This is a genomic window from Microbacterium terrae, from assembly GCF_017831975.1.
In the GTDB taxonomy this organism is placed as follows: Bacteria; Actinomycetota; Actinomycetes; order Actinomycetales; family Microbacteriaceae; genus Microbacterium; species Microbacterium terrae.
Genome location: NZ_JAFDSS010000001.1, coordinates 2,149,218 through 2,165,678, shown reverse-complemented (window position 1 = coordinate 2,165,678; position 16,461 = coordinate 2,149,218). Strand labels below are relative to the sequence as shown.

The window sequence follows — 16,461 nt, the reverse complement described above, 5'->3', positions numbered from 1 at the left end:
GTACCGGCGCGACGACCGTCTCGCGCTCCGGCGCACGGCCGGTGAGGCTATCGCGCCCCCCGACCCGATGGGGGAGGGATACCGGGGCGGGGAGCGGAGCGAGAAGGAGGCGAGGGGCGGCGAAGCCGCCCGCCCCTCGCCTAGTGGACGGTTACCCGAAAACCGTCCACGTGGCCGAACTCGAGGTCTGCCGCAGAGCGGGAGAGCGAGTCGACCGAACGCAGAAGCGTTCCAGCAAGATCAAGTATCCGGCCCGTCAAGGAATCCGTCTGTAGGTATTTCGGGGGACACGCGCGCAGACGCGTTCGGGCCACCGCACCGCGTCGTTCAGGCCCCGCGGACCCAGCCGAGCTCGCGTCGGAGCGGCTCGCGCAGCCCGCGCTGCGAGACGCTCCATGCCGACCGCGCGGCATCCTCCTCGGCGACGGCCTCGGCGGCCTCGCCGGAGTACCTGTCGGTGACGACGGCGATGAGCGCCGCGAGCTCCTCCTCGGTGGGAGAGCCCCGGCGCACCTCGATCGAGACGCTCTCGCCTGCGTCGCCCGTCACAGCGGGATGTTCCCGTGCTTCTTGGGCGGCAGGCTCGCGCGCTTGCCGCGCAGTGCCCGGAGCGACTTCGCGATCGACACGCGCGTGGCCGCCGGCTCGATGATGCCGTCGAGCTCGCCGCGCTCGGCGGCGAGGAACGGGGAGGCGACGTTGTAGGTGTACTCGTTCGCGAGGCGCGTGCGCACCGCCGCGACATCCTCGCCCGCCTCTTCGGCCTTCTTGATCTCGCCCCGGTAGAGGATGTTCACCGCGCCCTGGCCGCCCATGACGGCGATCTCGGCGGTGGGCCACGCGAGGTTGATGTCAGCGCCCAGCTGCTTGGAGCCCATCACGATGTACGCGCCGCCGTAGGCCTTGCGCAGGATGACGGTGACCAGCGGCACGGTCGCCTCGGCGTACGCGTAGAGCAGCTTCGCGCCGCGGCGGATGACGCCCGTCCACTCCTGGTCGGTGCCGGGGAGGTAGCCGGGCACGTCGACGAGCGTGACGATCGGGATCGAGAAGGCGTCGCAGAACCGCACGAAGCGGCTGGCCTTCTCGCCGGCCTCGATGTTCAGCGTCCCGGCCATCTGCGACGGCTGATTGGCGATGATGCCCACCGAGCGGCCCTCGATGCGGCCGAAGCCGATGACGATGTTGGGGGCGAACAGCGGCTGCACCTCGAGGAAGTCCTCGGCGTCGACGATGCCGCGGATGACCTGGTGGATGTCGTACGGCTGGTTCGGCGAGTCGGGGATGATCGCGTTCAGCGCGCGGTCGGAGTCCGTCGTCTCGAACTCGAATCCGGTTTCGTAGACCGGCAGCTCCGCCATGTTGTTGTCGGGGAGGAAGCCGAGCATCGAGCGGACGTAGTCGATCGCGTCCTCCTCGTCCTCGGCGAGGTAGTGGGCGACACCCGACCGGGTGTTGTGCGTGTGCGCGCCGCCGAGCTCCTCCATGCCGACGTCCTCGCCGGTGACCGTCTTGATCACGTCGGGTCCGGTGACGAACATCTGGCTGGTCTTGTCGACCATCACCACGAAGTCGGTGAGGGCGGGGGAGTAGACCGCGCCGCCCGCTGCAGGTCCCATGATGATCGAGATCTGGGGGATGACGCCGGAGGCCCGGGTGTTGAGGCGGAAGATCTCGCCGTACTTGCCGAGCGCGACCACGCCCTCCTGGATGCGCGCGCCGCCCGAGTCGAGGATGCCGACGATCGGGATGCCGCTGCGCAGCGCGAACTCCATGACCTTGATGATCTTCTCGCCGGCGACCTCGCCGAGGGAGCCGCCGAAGGTCGAGAAGTCCTGCGAGTACACCGCGACGGTGCGGCCGTGGATCGTGCCGATGCCGGTCACGACCGAGTCGCCGTACGGGCGCGACCGGTCCATGCCGAAGGCGGCGGTGCGGTGGCGCACGTATTCGTCGAGCTCGACGAAGCTGCCGGGGTCGACGAGCTGCTCCACTCGCTCACGGGCGGTGCCCTTGCCCTTCGCGTGCTGCTTCTGCTGGGCGACGGCCTCGGCGTCGAGCACCGCCTCCTGGTAGCGGGCGCGGAGGTCGGCGATCTTGCCGGCGGTCGTCGAGAGGTCGGGCTGATCGGTCACGGATTCCACCCTATCGGCGGTGTCGGCGGAGGCGTTGGAGGGTTCGCACAAGGGGTGGCGGCTTCCGCTGTGGTGAGGGCGGAGCCGACGGCGCGCGATTCTCACGGTCATCTCATCGCCGCGCGAGGGCGGTGGGGTAGCGTCGGGTGCACTGTGGCGCAACGTACGCGGATGTTCGGACCGGGAGCGATGCGAGCGGGTGCACTCCTGCTCGCGGTGGCGATGCTCGTCTCGATGACCGACACCGCAGCGGATGCCGCCGTGCCCGACCCCACTCCGAGTGCCACGGCGGACGCGCCGATCGAGACGGCCGACGCGCCGGACGAGGGTGCGACACCGGAGCCGACGCAGGGAGTGGGCGTCGTTCCATCGCCGGCTGTCAGTCCGACAGCATCCGTCAGTCCGACACCATCCGTCAGCCCGACGGCGTCCGCCACGCCGACACCGCACCCTCCCACGGTGACGCCGAGCCCCACCCCGACCCCGACCCCGACCGAGGCGCCGATCCCCGATGGCGACGACGAGGAGACGAACGCAGATTCCGGCATAGGCGCACGCGCGCTGGCGGTCGCTCCGGCACTGCCCGCAGCAGGACGACTCTCCGGCAGTGACCGTTTCGGCACAGCGATCGCGGTCTCGCGCGGCGGCTTCCCGTCGGGGGCGGACACCGTCGTGGTCGCGTCCGGGTACGCCGCAGTCGATGGCGTGCTCGCCGCCGCGCTCGCTGCGCGGAAGGCGGCGCCCGTGCTCTACACGAAGCAGTCGAGCGTCACGGCGGCCACGCTCACCGAGATCGAACGACTCGGTCCGACGACGATCCTGGTCGTCGACACCGGGGGATCGGTGTCGACGACAGCGCTGGCGAATCTTCGTTCGACCGGCGCCTCGGTCGTGCGGTACCCGAGTGGCAGCGCGACGGCGATCTCGCAGACCATCCTCGTGGAGGACGGAGCGACGTTCGACACCGTCTATCTCGCCGGTGTCGCCGGAACCGCAGACGGCCCGATCGCGATCTCGGCTGCGGCGGGGACCCGCAGCGGGGCACTGATCGTCGACGGCAAGGTCTCGGCAGTTCACAGCACGACGGTGAGGGCGCTTCGCGAGGTCGAGGCGCGGAGGATCGTGATCCTCGGCGGCAGCACCGTCTCAAGCGGCTATGAGGCCTCGCTGAAGTCGGCCGGATTCACCGTGGAGCGCCGACGGGCGAGCAGCGCGCACTCCCTGTCTGCGGCGGTGGCAGCTGAGACGAAGGGGGTCAAGCGCGCGATCGTGACGAATCCGGTTGCCACCAATGACACGGCGGTGGCGGCTGCGCTCGCCGCGGTCAACCGGCAGCCGCTGTTCTACAGCATCCAGCCGTGCGTCCCGGACGACGTGCGATCGGCCATCGCCCGCACCGGTGCGACCGTCACCGCGGTCGGGGGCACGGCGTCGATCGGCGGCTCGGTCCTGTCGAACACCTCGTGCACGACTGAGAAGGCCAACCGCGAGCGTTCTCTGCGCGCCGCGATCAGCACGACGATGTCGAAGTACGCGGGGTCGTTCACGGTCACCGTGCGCGAGCTCGGCGGACTGAGCCTCGTGGCGAGTGTCGGAGGCACGTCCGCGCGAGAGCCCGCCAGCATGATGAAGCTCTACGCGGCGTGGGCGGCCCTGAAGCGGGTCGACCAGGGGCGCGCATCGCTCGACACCAAGCTGGCGTCGGGGATGACGGTGCGCACGTGCATCCACGTGATGATCCACGTCTCCGACAACTACTGCCACACCGACCTCGTGCACTGGATCGGCATTCCGACTCTCAACTCCATGATCCGCTCCGCCGGGTTCACCGGATCGAGGTACGGATCGGTCCCCAAAGGCACGAGCGTCCTGTACGCCGGCAACCGGGCCACGACGAACGATCTCAGCCGGTTCGTGGGGATGCTCGAGAAGGGGCAGCTGCTGAGCGCCGCATCCACCGAGCGACTGCTCGGGCTCATGGAACTGCAGATCTGGCGGTCGCGCATCGCCTCGGGCATCCCGCCGGGTGTCAACCAGGCGAGCAAGCCGGGCGCGCTGTGGATCGCGTCGGGGCTGACCCAGTCCGACACCGCCGTCGTCTACGGGCCGACGTCGACGTACGCGATCTCGATCATCGGGCTCGACGGCCCCTCCCGCGCGGCGCTGCGGGCGATCTCCCGCACCGTGTACGAGAAGCTCAACGGCTCCTTCGGAGCCGCGGCGAGCTATCCCGTGCAGCAGATGGTGACGACGAAGTCCACGAGCGTACGCTCGTCGCCCGGGGGAGCGACGGTGAGTACGGCCAGGAGTGGGACTCCCATCGAGGTCATCGACGCCGTGCGCGACTGGTATCTCGTGCGGTGGGGCTCGTCCGAGCGGTACATCCACCTCTCGGCGCTGCGCAACCGGTGACCGCGTAGCCTGGGCGTCATGTCGACACCTCGTGAGGGCTACCCCCGCACCGCCGCAGTGAGCCCCCGGGTGCAGGTGGTCGAATCCACCGACTCGACCAACGCCGACGTCGTGCGCCTGGCGGCGGGCGACCCGCAGTCGTGGCCGCACCTGTCGATGCTGATCACCGAGGATCAGCGGCGGGGGCGCGGGCGCCTCGATCGGGTCTGGACCGCCCCGCCGGGCACCGCACTCGCGGTGTCGGTCGTCGTGCGCGTCCCGGGCATCCCCGCCGCCGCGCGGGGATGGGTCCCCCTGATCGCGGGTGCTGCGATGGCGGAGTCGATCGCGCGCCGGCTCGACCCTGGTGCACACGACACGGCGCTCAAATGGCCCAACGACGTGCTCGTCGACGGCGGGAAGATCTGCGGCATCCTCGCCGAGGCGATCGCGATGGATCCCGATGCGATCGTGATCGGCGCAGGCGTGAACACCCGGATGCCGCGGGCCGAGCTCCCCGTCGAGACGGCGACCTCGTTCGCGGCCATCGGCAGGGAGTCGGACGACGACGCGCTGCTGGCCGACTACGTCGTGGGGCTCGAGCGCATGCTCGCCGCCCTCGCCGCCGCGGGCGGCGACGCCGAGGCCGCCGGCGTGCGGGCCGAGGTGTCGGACCGGTGCTCCACGCTCGGCGCGCAGGTGCGGGTCACGCTCCCCGGCGGCGGTGTCCTCGAGGGTCGCGCAGAGGCGATCGACGGCGACGGCAGGCTCGTCGTCGCATCGACCGACGGCTCGACGGCGACCGTGTCGGCCGGCGACGTGGTGCACGTGCGTCGAGCGTGAGTGTGACGAGGTGTGGCGTGTGGCGCGCGCCGATGTCGGCGCCACCCGCACAATGAGAGCATGACCCAGCCCGTCGGATTCGGCGGCCGGCCGCAGATGCCCGCCCCCGGTGCGCCCACGCCGGAGCTGCGTGTGGCACGGTTCCGCGGCCACGCGCGGCGGCTGTTCTGGTCGGCACTCGTGCTGATCGTCGTCGCCGGGGCGTGCGGGTACCTGTACGGGAACCTCCCCGATCCGTACGAGGACTGGATGCTGCTCACCGCCGCCGGGGTCGTGATCTTCGTGCTGGTGTTCCTGCCGTTCCTCGTGTGGTGGTCGCGGGTCTACACGATCACCACACGCCGCGTGATGCAGCGCACCGGGGTACTCGCCGTCAGACGACGGGAGCTCGAGCACGTGCGCGGATACACGATCCAGGTGCGACGCGGACCTCTCCAGCGCATCTGGGGCGCCGGTACGCTCACGCTCTCGAACGGCATCGACGAGCCGCTGCGCATCGTCAACGTGCCGAGCGCGGCGGTCGTGCATGAGGCCCTCGTCGACCAGGTCGAGGTCAGCCAGATCCTCGCGCACCGCGACGCGCAGCCGCTTCCGGGGCCCGTGCCGCCTCCGCTTCCCGACGCCTGATCCGCACCGCGCGCCGCGGTGCGCGAAGATGGAGGTGTCGGAAGGAGCGGCATGGCGCTGCGTGTGGGAGTGGTCGGCGGAGGACAGCTGGCGCGCATGATGATCGCCCCGGCGGTCGAGCTCGGGATCGAGCTGAGCGTGCTGGCCGAGGACGAGGGGATGTCGGCGGCTCTGGCCGCCACCGCGGTCGGCGACTATCGCGACGCCGACACGGTGCTCGCGTTCGCGCAGTCCGTCGACGTCATCACCTTCGACCATGAGCATGTGCCCCAGACCGTGCTCGGCGCCCTCGTCGACGCGGGCGTCGCCGTGCATCCGGGTCCGCACGCGCTGCGCATCGCGCAGGACAAGCTCGTGATGCGCGCTCGCCTCCAGGAGCTCGGGATGCCGCAGCCGGACTGGGCCGCGGTGGAGGACACCGCCGCCCTGCAGGAGTTCCTCGACGCGCACGGCGGGCGCGCGGTCGTGAAGACCCCGCGCGGCGGCTACGACGGCAAGGGCGTTCGCGTCGTCGCCGACGCGACCGAGGCCGACGACTGGTTCGCAGCGCTCGCCGAGGACGCGAACGGCGGCGCACTCCTCGTGGAGGAGCTCGTCGATTTCACGCGCGAGCTCGCGCAGCAGGTCGCGCGGCGCCCCTCGGGCGAGGTGCGGGCGTACCCCGTGGTCGAGACCGTGCAGCGCGACGGCGTGTGCGCCGAGGTCATCGCCCCGGCGCCGCACGCCGCCGACCGCCTTCAGCAGGTGACCGCGCAGATCGGCGTCTCGATCGCCGAGGGACTCGACGTGACCGGCATGCTCGCCGTCGAGCTGTTCGAGACCACCGACGAGCGCGTCCTCGTCAACGAGCTCGCGATGCGTCCGCACAACTCCGGTCACTGGAGCCAGGACGGAGCGACCACCGGCCAGTTCGAGCAGCACCTGCGCGCGGTGCTCGACCTGCCCTTGGGTGACCCTCAGCCGGTCGCGCCGTGGGCGGTGATGGTGAACATCCTCGGCGGACCGGCCGAGGGCGGTCTCACCGAGCGCTTCGCCACCGCTCTGGCGGAGCATCCGTCGGCCAAAGTGCACACCTACGGCAAGGCGCCGCGTCCGGGCCGCAAGGTCGGCCACGTCACCGTCTCGGGCGACGACCTCGACGACGTCGCCTACCAGGCGCGTGCCGCCGCCGCACACTTCCTCGACTGACCGCGCCGTTGCGGGGATCTTCCAGCCTGTCGCCCTAGCCTTGACGGGTGACCCGGCCGCTGCATTCTTCCGAGGCGCCGCTCGTCGGCGTCGTCATGGGCTCCGATTCGGATTGGCGCGTGATGAGCGACGCCTCGCAGGCGCTGACCGACTTCGGCGTCGCGCACGAGGTGGAGGTCGTCTCGGCGCACCGCACACCCGACAAGCTCATGCGCTACGCGCGTGAGGCGCGTGCTCGCGGACTCCGGGTGATCATCGCCGGAGCGGGCGGCGCGGCGCACCTCCCCGGCATGCTCGCGTCGATGACCGCGCTCCCCGTCATCGGCGTGCCCGTGCAGCTCGCCACACTCGACGGCATGGACTCGCTCCTGAGCATCGTGCAGATGCCCGCAGGCATCCCGGTGGCGACCGTGTCGATCAACGGAGCGAAGAACGCCGGCCTCCTCGCCGCGCGCATCCTCGGCGCGGGCGACCCGGAGGTCGCCGAGAAGGTCGAAGCGTACGCCCGCGACCTCGAGGCGCAGGTCGAGGAGAAGAACCGGCGGCTCAAGGAGTCGCTGTGAGCGTGGCGAGCCCCCCGCGCCAGGCGGCGCGCGCGGTGGTGGAGGAGCGTCCGCTCCGTCACCCCGACTCCCGCTCACGTGCGGTCATGACGCGACGCGGCTGGTGGCTGGTCGTGCTCAACTTCCTCCTGCCGGGGTCGGCGCAGGTGCTCGCCGGCAACCGTCGCCTCGGACGCATCGGCATCGCCTCGACGCTCGCGCTCTGGGCGTTCATCGTCGTCGCCGGGCTGTTCGCGCTCCTCTGGCCGGCGGCCGGAATCAGCCTCGTCACCGGTGCCTGGCTCCCCGACTGGCTCGCTCTGCTCCGGCCGATCCCGCTGCTCGTCGCCCAGGGACTCCTCATCGCGTACGGCGTGCTCTGGGTCGTGCTGACGATCGACACGCTGCGGCTCGTCCGGCTGGTCAAGACCGGCACCGGGGCGCGCTTCGGCATCGCCGCAGCCTCGGTCGTCCTGACCGTGGTCGCCGGGACCACGGCGGTGTACGCGGCGGATGCCGTGGGCACCGCGCGCAGCACCATCAGCAGCATCTTCCAGGCGACCGGACCCACCGTGGCGCCCTCCGACGGGTACTACAACATCCTGCTGCTCGGGGCCGACAGCGGCGAAGGCCGCGACTCGATGCGGTTCGACAGCATCTCGGTGGTCTCGGTCAACGCCGAGACGGGAGCGACGACGATCACGGGCATCCCGCGTGACATGCCCCACTTCCCGTTCGCCGAGGGGCCGATGCAGGACAAGTACCCGAACGGGCACGAGGGCCACGCCGACCCCACCTGCGGCTGGGGAAGCGGCGTCAACCAGCTGCGCACCGAGGTCGAGGTCTGCCAGGACGGCACCGCGCTCTACCCCGACGCCGAGGCGAACGGTTCGTCGCCCGGGGTCGAGGCGACCAAGGACGCCGCAGAGGGAATCCTCGGGATCGAGATCCCGTACTACGTCTTCATCGACATGCACGGCTTCGCGTCGCTCATCGATGCGCTCGGCGGCGTCGACATCACCGTCGCGGAGCGTCTGCCCGAGGGCGGCGGTCCGTCGTACGACGGGCAGAGCGTCGACGAATGGGCGACCGGCTGGATCGAAGCGGGCGAGCAGCACATGGACGGCGACACGGCTCAGTGGTACGCACGCTCGCGCTACACGACGAACGACTTCGACCGGATGCGCCGCCAGCGCCAGCTGCAGGAGGCCATCCTCGACCAGTTCACGCCGCAGACCGTGTTGACGCGGTTCGGCGAGATCGCAGCCGCCGGCACCGACATCGTGCAGACCGACCTGCCGCAGTCGTTCCTCCCGTCGCTCGCCGACATCGCGCTGAAGGCCAAGGAGCAGCCCGTCACCACGATCGAGCTGACCCCCGACGGCGGCGTCGACGAGTACGAGCCCGACTACGAGCAGGTGCACGAGATGGTGCAGCAGGCGCTCCATCCGCCCACCCCGACCGACGAGGGCTGACATGGTCGTGACTCTCCGGGTCGTCCTCGACCAGCTCACGTCTCCGATCGACGCCGATCTCGCCGAGGCGACCCTCGAGCTCGCCCGCGCGCTGGTCGTGGCGGCACCCGACGGATGCGAGGTCGAAGGACTCGCTCCGGCAGGCGGCGACGACCCGGCGGTCGCGGGACTCGCCGGGCTCCGTCGTTCGGCGCTCGCGCGACGCGAACTCGCCGCAGCGCTGCAGATCGGCATCGGCACGGGGATCGCCGGCGGGATGATCCACTCACCGTCGCTGTTCGCCCCGCTGGTGCGCCACGACCGGGTGCACGAACACGATCAGACGGTCGTCACGGTATGGGACCTGCGCCCCTGGGAGGCGCCGGAGGAGCTGCCCAAGCAGACGGTGGCGTGGCAGCGCGCGATGCTCAAGCGCGCCGTCAAGTACGCCGACGCGGTGGTCGTGCCCACGCATTCCATGGCGGTGCGGCTGGCGGAGGTGGCGCCGCTCGGCGATCGCGTGCGCGTCGTGGCGGGAGCCTCGCCGCAGCGGTTCGACGTGCCCGCGGACGAGGTGGGGCGTCGGCGCACGCACGGCCTCCCCGAGGGCTACGTGCTCCTGGCGGGGAGCTCCCGCGCGTCGGACGGGCTCGACGTCGGATTCTCGGCGATCGCGGCGAGCGGCGTCGACGTGCCCATCGTCGTGATCGACGCCCCCGACGGTGCGGAACCGGGGATCGCCGACATGGCCGCGGCATCCGGGATCGGCGAGCACCGCCTGCATGTCCGCGGACCACTCGAGGCCGTCGACCGGGCCGCTGTCTACGCGGGATCGGTCGCGTTCGTGGCGCCGTCGCGCCGGTCGGCGTTCCCGTGGCGCACCGTCGACGCGCTGACGCTCGGCGTTCCCGTCATCGCGGCCGCCTCGGCGGTGAGCCGAGAGGTCGTCGTCGACGGAGGAGAGCTCGTTCCGGGATCTTCGGCCGATGAGGTGGCTGCGGGGCTCGGCGACGCGCTCGCCCGCGCGCTCGCCACCACACAGGCCGCAGAGCGCCTCTCGGTGCTGGCGTCCGACCGCGGGCGAGCATTCTCGTGGCGTGACGCGGCCGACCGGGTCTGGCTGCTGCACGCCGAGCTCTGAGGGTCTCCGGCAGCCTCGGAACGTCCCGGGAACTGGCGTGTCCTGACGTCATCCGGCCGGCGAACGTTGTAATCATCCGTCACTTCAGTCACACTGGGCACATGGCGGGGGCTGTGAGTCGTGGTGCGCGTGTGTCGATGAAGAGATCGGTCGGCGTGTTCGTCGCATCCATCGCCCTCGTGCTCGGCGTCGCCGTCGCGTCGCCTGCACAGGCTTCCGCGCCGGCCGCGGCAGTGGCCGCTCCCGCTGCGGTCGTGCCGACCAGCCTCTCCGGATTCTCCGCCGGGAACCTCATGAGCGACGCGGTCTTCTTCGCCAAGGGCACGATGACGGAGGCGCAGATCCAGGCCTTCCTGCAGGCCAAGGTGCCCGCGTGCAGGAGCGGGTACACCTGTCTCAAGGACTGGTACGACACTTCGCGCACCACGAAGGCCGACGCGATGTGCGGGGCGTACTCGGGCGGCACGCGCGAACGTGCGTCGCGGATCATCTACAAGGTGGCGCAGGCGTGCGGAATCAACCCGCAGGTGATCCTCGTGACCCTCCAGAAGGAGCAGAGTCTGGTGCTGTCCACGGCTCCGACTGCGACGCGGTACCGGATCGCCATGGGGCAGGGCTGCCCCGACACCGCCGCGTGCGACACGCGCTACTACGGCTTCTTCAACCAGGTGTACGGGGCGGCGTGGCAGTTCAAGCGCTACGCCAACCCGCCGGGCACCTCGCAGTACTTCACCTGGTACGCGCCGGGGAAGACCTGGAACGTGCGGTACCACCCGAACACCTCGTGCGGCTCCAAGGCGACCTACATCCAGAACCAGGCGACCGCGAACCTGTACTACTACACGCCGTACCAGCCCAATGCCGCCGCCCTCAAGGCGGGGTACGGCACGGGGGACTCCTGCTCGGCCTATGGCAACCGCAACTTCTACAACTACTTCACGGATTGGTTCGGCTCGACGCAGACGGCGGTCGCTCGCCTGATCCAGCAGGGCGATCCCGTGTATCTCGTCAGCGGCACCAAGCGGTACCACGTCCAGAAGGCGGACTTCCCCGAATTCTCCCGAGCGTTCGGCTCTCCCACTCGCGTCGACAGCGCGTACGTCGCGGCGTTCGCCGACGGCGGCCCCGCGAGCCTCTACCTGCGCAATGCATCGACCGGCGACGTCTCGCTGCTTCGGGACGGCACACGCCACCGATTTGCCACGTGCGCGATGGTCGCGGCGTGGGGGAGTTCGTGCGGATCCGAGACCAGCATCACATCCGCCGACTATCAGACGATGAAGGCAGGGTCGTCGATAACGGCGTTCGCCCGGGTCTCCGGCGACGCGAGGGTGATGGTCATCGAGGGCGATCACCTTCGGCCGGTCTACGACGGCGTCACGCTCGCGAGCCTCAACGGCGGAAAGGCCCCGTATGCGGCGCTGATGCCTGAAGCGGGTGTCGCCAAGTACCGGATCGGGATCACCCGCTTCGCCTCCGGCGAGTACATCAGGTCCGCCGCAGACAACGCGGTCTACCTGCCCACGCAGGACGGGCGCCTGCTGCGCCTGCGCGCGTGGACGTACTCGAAGGAACTCGGCCTCCCGGGGGCGGTGTTCCGGTCCGATGTGCCCGCGAGTGCTCTCGAGGGCTATCGCAGGTCGGATGACCTCGGCCTCTTCGTCACCTGCGGCGGCGTCGTGTACACCGCCGCAGCGGGAGAACTCCATCGTGCGAAATCGACGGCCGCGGCGGGCTTCCCTGCTCCCGCACTGGACGCGAGCGTCTGCGCTGAACTGTCGAAGTCCTCGACCGTCCTCGGCCAGGTCTTCATCCAGGCTGCCGGTGCGCCGGAGGTCTACCTGGCGCAGGGGGGCGTGTACCGGCACGTGGTGTCACGTGCAGCGCTGCTGACGCTCACGGGCGGAGTCTGGCCGACCATCCTCACCGTCAACGCGGCCACGATGACCGCGCTGCCGAAGGGGGACCCGGTCCTCGAGCCGAACGCCGACCCGCGACCCGGCGAATTGGTGCGATCGACGCAGTCGCCGAACCTCTACGTGGTGGTCGAAGGTGGAACGATGCTCTACGTTCCGGCTTGGGCGATCGTCGATGAGATCGGCATCGCCCGGAACCACCGGACGGTCAAGCAGGCCGCCATCGAGTCCGCTGCCAACGGCGGACGACTCGGGCTGTTCGTGAGATGCGACGGGGAGCTCTCGATCGCGGCGCAGGGGAAGCTGCACCGTGTCAAGCTGGCGGGGGCGAGCGGATTCGTCGTCGCCGACCTCCCGCAGACGACGTGCGGTGATCTGGAGCGGTCCTCCGAGACGCTGCGTGCGCAGGCACTCGTACAGGGTGTCGGGAGGAACGAGGTCTACCTCGCGGACGGAGGCGTATATCGTCACGTCACCTCACGCGCAGTGCTCGATGCCCTCGTCGGCGGAAAGGACCCGCGGATCCTCCGGATCGCCCCAGCGACGGTCGACGCGCTCCCCCAGGGCGAGCCGCTGCGCTGAGCGACCGTGCTGCGCAGGTTCAGGCCTGCGCAGCACCATTCTCCGCGGCGATCGCTGCGACGTAGCGTTCGAGATCCGCAAGGTGCGGTGCGGGTACGAAGCCGGTCGACTCGATCTTGCCGAGGTCGAGCGAGCTGTTCTTCGGGCGCGGCGCCACTGGCCCTGTCGCCGCAGCGAAGTACGTGGCGGTGCTGACGGGTGTCACACGGTCGCTGTCGTGACCGGAGTACGCATAGACGTTGCGTGCGATCTCCGCCCACGACAGCGACGGGCCGCTCCCGGTGAGGTTGTACGTGCCGCTCGGCGCGCCCGTGTCTACGAGGTGACGGATGCCCCGCGCCAGCTCCGACGTGAAGGTGAGCCGCCCGACCTGGTCGTCGACGACCGACGGGTCGACGCCGCGCTCGGCGAGCGAGGCCATCGTGCGGATGAAGTTCTTGCCGTCGCCGATGACCCACGAGGTGCGCACGATGTAGTGGCGCGGCACGGTGGCCACCACCGCGTCGCCGGCGGCCTTGGACTGCCCGTAGACCCCCAGCGGCGCGATCGCGTCGTCTTCGGTGTACGGGCGGTCGAGGCTGCCGTCGAAGACGTAGTCGCTCGATACGTGGACGAGCGTGATGCCGTTCGCCGCGGCGACGCGTGCGAGCGCTGCGACGCCGGTGACGTTGGCGGCCCAGGCCTGCGTGCGGCCCTCGGGAGTCTCGGCCGCGTCGACGGCGGTGTGCGCGGCGGCGTTCACGATGAGTCCGTAGTCGCGCCAGCGGCGGGCGTCGGCGAGATCGGGCGAGGTGAGGTCGAGGTCGGCGCGCGTCGCGTACTCGATGTGCGCGGCGTCGCCCCACTCGGCGCGCAGTGCGCGGCCGAGCTGGCCGCCCGCTCCGAGCACCAGGACGTGCTTCGGCGACATCGGCGTGACGTCGGCCAGCCGCGGGTGGGCCTTGTCCTTCGCGGAGATCTCCACCTCGGCGAGCGGGATCGGCCAGTCGATCGCGGCCGTCTCGTCGGCGAGGTTGAGGAACGTGTACTCGGCGTCGGGCGACCAGTGGTCGTTCACCAGGTACGAGTAGGCGGTGTCGGGGGCGAGCGTCTGATACGAGTTGCCCACACCGCGGGGGACGAAGATCGCGCGCGACGGATCGATCTCGGCCGTGAATACGGCGCCGAACGTCGGGCCCTCGCGGAGGTCGACCCACGCGCCGAAGATGCGGCCCGTCGCGACCGAGACCCACTTGTCCCACGGCTCGGCGTGGATGCCGCGCGTCGTGCCGACGGCGTCGTTGAACGAGATGTTGTTCTGCACCGGGCCGAAGTCCGGCAGGCCGGCCGCGGTCATCTTCTCGCGCTGCCAGTTCTCCTTGAACCAGCCGCGGCTGTCGCCGTGCACCGGGAGGTCCCACAGAACCAGCCCCGGGATGGCCGTCTGGGTCGTGCTCAGCACCTTGCCGAAGCCCAGGGAACCGGGATCCGTCATGTCACTGCCCCTTCGTGGCGTAGAAGGCCTCGGTGGCGTCCTTGGCAGGGGCCCACCAGGCCTCGTTCGCGCGGTACCAGTCGATCGTGGCGGCCAGCCCCGCCTCGAAGTCGCTGTAGCGGGGCTGCCAGCCGAGCTCGGTGCGCAGCCGCGTCGAGTCGATCGCGTAGCGCAGGTCGTGGCCGGCGCGGTCGGTGACGTGGTCGTAGGCGTCGGTGGGCTGCCCCATGATGCCGAGGATCAGCTCCACGACGTCCTTGTTGTTCTTCTCGCCGTCGGCGCCGATGAGGTACGTCTCGCCGATCACGCCCGCGTCGAGGATGGTGAGGACGGCGGACGAGTGGTCGTCGGCGTGGATCCAGTCGCGCACGTTCTCGCCGGCGCCGTAGAGCTTCGGGCGGATGCCGCGGATCACATTCGTGATCTGGCGCGGGATGAACTTCTCGACGTGCTGGTAGGGGCCGTAGTTGTTCGAGCAGTTCGAGATCGTCGCCTGCACGCCGAACGAGCGCACCCAGGCGCGCACCAGCAGGTCGGAGCCGGCCTTGGTCGACGAGTAGGGCGACGACGGGTTGTACGGCGTCGACTCGGTGAACCGGGCCGGGTCGTCGAGTTCGAGGTCGCCGTAGACCTCGTCGGTCGAGATGTGGTGGAAGCGCACGTCGTGGCGGCGCGCGGCCTCGAGCAGCGTGTAGGTGCCGATGATGTTCGTGTCGAGGAACGGCCGCGGGTCGTGCAGCGAGTTGTCGTTGTGCGACTCCGCCGCATAGTGGACCACAGCATCGGCGTCGGCGAACAGACCGTCGACCAGCCCGGCATCGGCGATGTCGCCCTGGACGAACGAGACGCGGTCCTCGGGGAGACCGTCGAGCGAGGCGCGGTTGCCCGCGTAGGTGAGCTTGTCGAGCACGGTGACGTGGTCGTCGGTGTGCGCCACGACGTGGTGGACGAAGTTCGAACCGATGAAGCCGGCTCCGCCGGTGACGAGGAGTCTGCGCATGGGTTCAAGGGTATCGGGCCGAGCCTGCCGCATCCGCCATCGTCGTCCCCTCACAGTTGGGGAGCGCCGATCCCCATGGGAGACTGGTCGGCATGCGTGGAATCATCCTTGCGGGCGGCACGGGCTCGCGTCTGCACCCGATCACCCTCGGCTCGTCGAAACAGCTCGTGCCGGTGTACGACAAGCCGATGATCTACTACCCGCTGTCGACACTGATCCTCGCGGGAATCCGCGACATCCTCGTCATCACGACCCCGCACGATGCGGATCAGTTCCAGCGACTCCTCGGCGACGGCTCGCAGTTCGGGATCAATCTGACCTATAAGACGCAGCCATCCCCGGATGGTCTCGCCCAGGCGTTCATCCTCGGAGAGGAGCACATCGGCGGCGACACGGTCGCGCTCGTGCTCGGCGACAACATCTTCTACGGGCCAGGCATGGGGACGCGCCTCCGGCAGTACAACGATCTGACCGGTGGCGTCGTCTTCGGCTACTGGGTCGACGACGCCACGGCGTACGGCGTCGTGGAGTTCGACGAAGCGGGTCGCGTCGTCTCGCTCGAGGAGAAGCCCGCTGCGCCGAAGAGCAACTATGCGGTGCCTGGGCTGTACTTCTACGACAACGACGTCGTCGAGATCTCCAAGGCGCTCAAACCCTCTCCGCGCGGGGAGCTCGAGATCACCGATGTCAACCGGGAGTATCTCCAGCGCGACCGGCTCAAGGTCGAACTCCTGCCGCGCGGCACTGCGTGGCTCGACACCGGAACGTTCGACTCGCTGAGCGAGGCGACCGACTTCATCCGAACGGTCGAGAAGCGTCAAGGACTGTCGATCGGCTGCCCCGAAGAGGTCGCGTGGCGCATGGGCTTCCTCACGGACGATGAGCTGCGCCGGCGTGCCGAACCGCTGATCAAGAGCGGCTACGGCCGCTACCTGCTCAAGGCACTCGCACAGGGCCACGCCGCGGGCCCGGTCTAGGATCTATCCGGCTCGATGGGCCACCCGCATCGTCGCGGGCCGCGATGCGCGATACGAGGTGTGGTGAGTGATTCGGCGATGACAGGTGTGCCTGTGGTGTCGGCTGTGGTGCCGGGTGTGTTCCCGGTGGGTGGTCGTCGGTTGGTCGTGTATGTGGTGTGGGATCGGCGTGGGGATGTCGATGACTATGT

13 protein-coding genes are annotated in these 16,461 nt (G+C 70.0%); 9 read left to right on the top strand and 4 right to left on the bottom strand.

What is annotated here, in order from left to right; all coding sequences use genetic code 11:
• Positions 1 to 327: 327 nt before the first annotated feature.
• Both JOD63_RS17800 and JOD63_RS09990 read right to left on the bottom strand, forming a co-directional pair.
• Entirely contained in the window at positions 328 to 549 is a 222-nt protein-coding gene (locus JOD63_RS17800; RefSeq protein WP_045275256.1) for an acyl-CoA carboxylase subunit epsilon, read from the bottom strand.
• The gene (locus tag JOD63_RS09990) at positions 546 to 2,135 is read right to left on the bottom strand and encodes an acyl-CoA carboxylase subunit beta (protein WP_407664996.1); all 1,590 of its coding nucleotides are present in this window, start codon (positions 2,133 to 2,135) and stop codon (positions 546 to 548) included. The genes JOD63_RS17800 and JOD63_RS09990 overlap by 4 nt, the downstream gene beginning before the upstream one ends.
• Before the next feature lie 171 nt (positions 2,136 to 2,306).
• Between JOD63_RS09990 and JOD63_RS09985 the strand changes: the two genes are divergently transcribed.
• The 8 genes from JOD63_RS09985 to JOD63_RS09950 all read left to right on the top strand — a co-directional run bounded on the left by JOD63_RS09985 (position 2,307) and on the right by JOD63_RS09950 (position 12,819).
• The gene (locus JOD63_RS09985) at positions 2,307 to 4,547 is read left to right on the top strand and encodes a serine hydrolase (RefSeq protein ID WP_052682474.1); all 2,241 of its coding nucleotides are present in this window, start codon (positions 2,307 to 2,309) and stop codon (positions 4,545 to 4,547) included.
• Between the two features lie 18 nt (positions 4,548 to 4,565).
• Positions 4,566 to 5,369: a biotin--[acetyl-CoA-carboxylase] ligase gene (locus JOD63_RS09980; RefSeq protein ID WP_045275258.1), complete on the top strand. Its 804-nt coding sequence runs from the start codon at positions 4,566 to 4,568 to the stop codon at positions 5,367 to 5,369.
• Positions 5,370 to 5,429: 60 nt separating this feature from the next.
• On the top strand, positions 5,430 to 5,996 hold the full coding sequence (locus JOD63_RS09975) for a PH domain-containing protein (protein WP_045275259.1): 567 nt from the start codon (positions 5,430 to 5,432) through the stop codon (positions 5,994 to 5,996).
• A 51-nt stretch (positions 5,997 to 6,047) separates the two neighbouring features.
• Positions 6,048 to 7,184, top strand: coding sequence for a 5-(carboxyamino)imidazole ribonucleotide synthase (locus JOD63_RS09970; RefSeq protein ID WP_045275260.1), 1,137 nt, complete (start codon positions 6,048 to 6,050; stop codon positions 7,182 to 7,184).
• 95 nt (positions 7,185 to 7,279) lie between these two features.
• Positions 7,280 to 7,747, top strand: a complete 468-nt coding sequence (gene purE / locus JOD63_RS09965; protein ID WP_045275302.1) for a 5-(carboxyamino)imidazole ribonucleotide mutase — start codon at positions 7,280 to 7,282, stop codon at positions 7,745 to 7,747.
• Positions 7,744 to 9,201, top strand: a complete 1,458-nt coding sequence (locus JOD63_RS09960) for an LCP family protein (RefSeq protein WP_045275261.1) — start codon at positions 7,744 to 7,746, stop codon at positions 9,199 to 9,201. The genes purE and JOD63_RS09960 overlap by 4 nt, the downstream gene beginning before the upstream one ends.
• 1 nt (position 9,202) lies before the next feature.
• Entirely contained in the window at positions 9,203 to 10,321 is a 1,119-nt protein-coding gene (locus JOD63_RS09955; RefSeq protein WP_045275262.1) for a glycosyltransferase, read from the top strand.
• A 137-nt stretch (positions 10,322 to 10,458) separates the two neighbouring features.
• Positions 10,459 to 12,819 (top strand): hypothetical protein, encoded by a 2,361-nt coding sequence (locus tag JOD63_RS09950; RefSeq protein ID WP_157003972.1) that lies wholly within the window; start codon positions 10,459 to 10,461, stop codon positions 12,817 to 12,819.
• A gap of 19 nt (positions 12,820 to 12,838) precedes the next feature.
• Here the strand turns inward: JOD63_RS09950 and JOD63_RS09945 are convergent, their stop codons facing one another.
• The gene (locus JOD63_RS09945; RefSeq protein ID WP_045275263.1) at positions 12,839 to 14,293 is read right to left on the bottom strand and encodes a sugar nucleotide-binding protein; all 1,455 of its coding nucleotides are present in this window, start codon (positions 14,291 to 14,293) and stop codon (positions 12,839 to 12,841) included.
• Position 14,294: 1 nt separating this feature from the next.
• Positions 14,295 to 15,293, bottom strand: coding sequence for a dTDP-glucose 4,6-dehydratase (gene rfbB, locus JOD63_RS09940; RefSeq protein WP_045275264.1), 999 nt, complete (start codon positions 15,291 to 15,293; stop codon positions 14,295 to 14,297).
• Positions 15,294 to 15,385: 92 nt separating this feature from the next.
• On the opposite strand from rfbB, the gene rfbA reads away from it, so the two are divergent.
• The gene (gene rfbA, locus JOD63_RS09935) at positions 15,386 to 16,270 is read left to right on the top strand and encodes a glucose-1-phosphate thymidylyltransferase RfbA (RefSeq protein ID WP_045275265.1); all 885 of its coding nucleotides are present in this window, start codon (positions 15,386 to 15,388) and stop codon (positions 16,268 to 16,270) included.
• Positions 16,271 to 16,461: the final 191 nt, after the last annotated feature.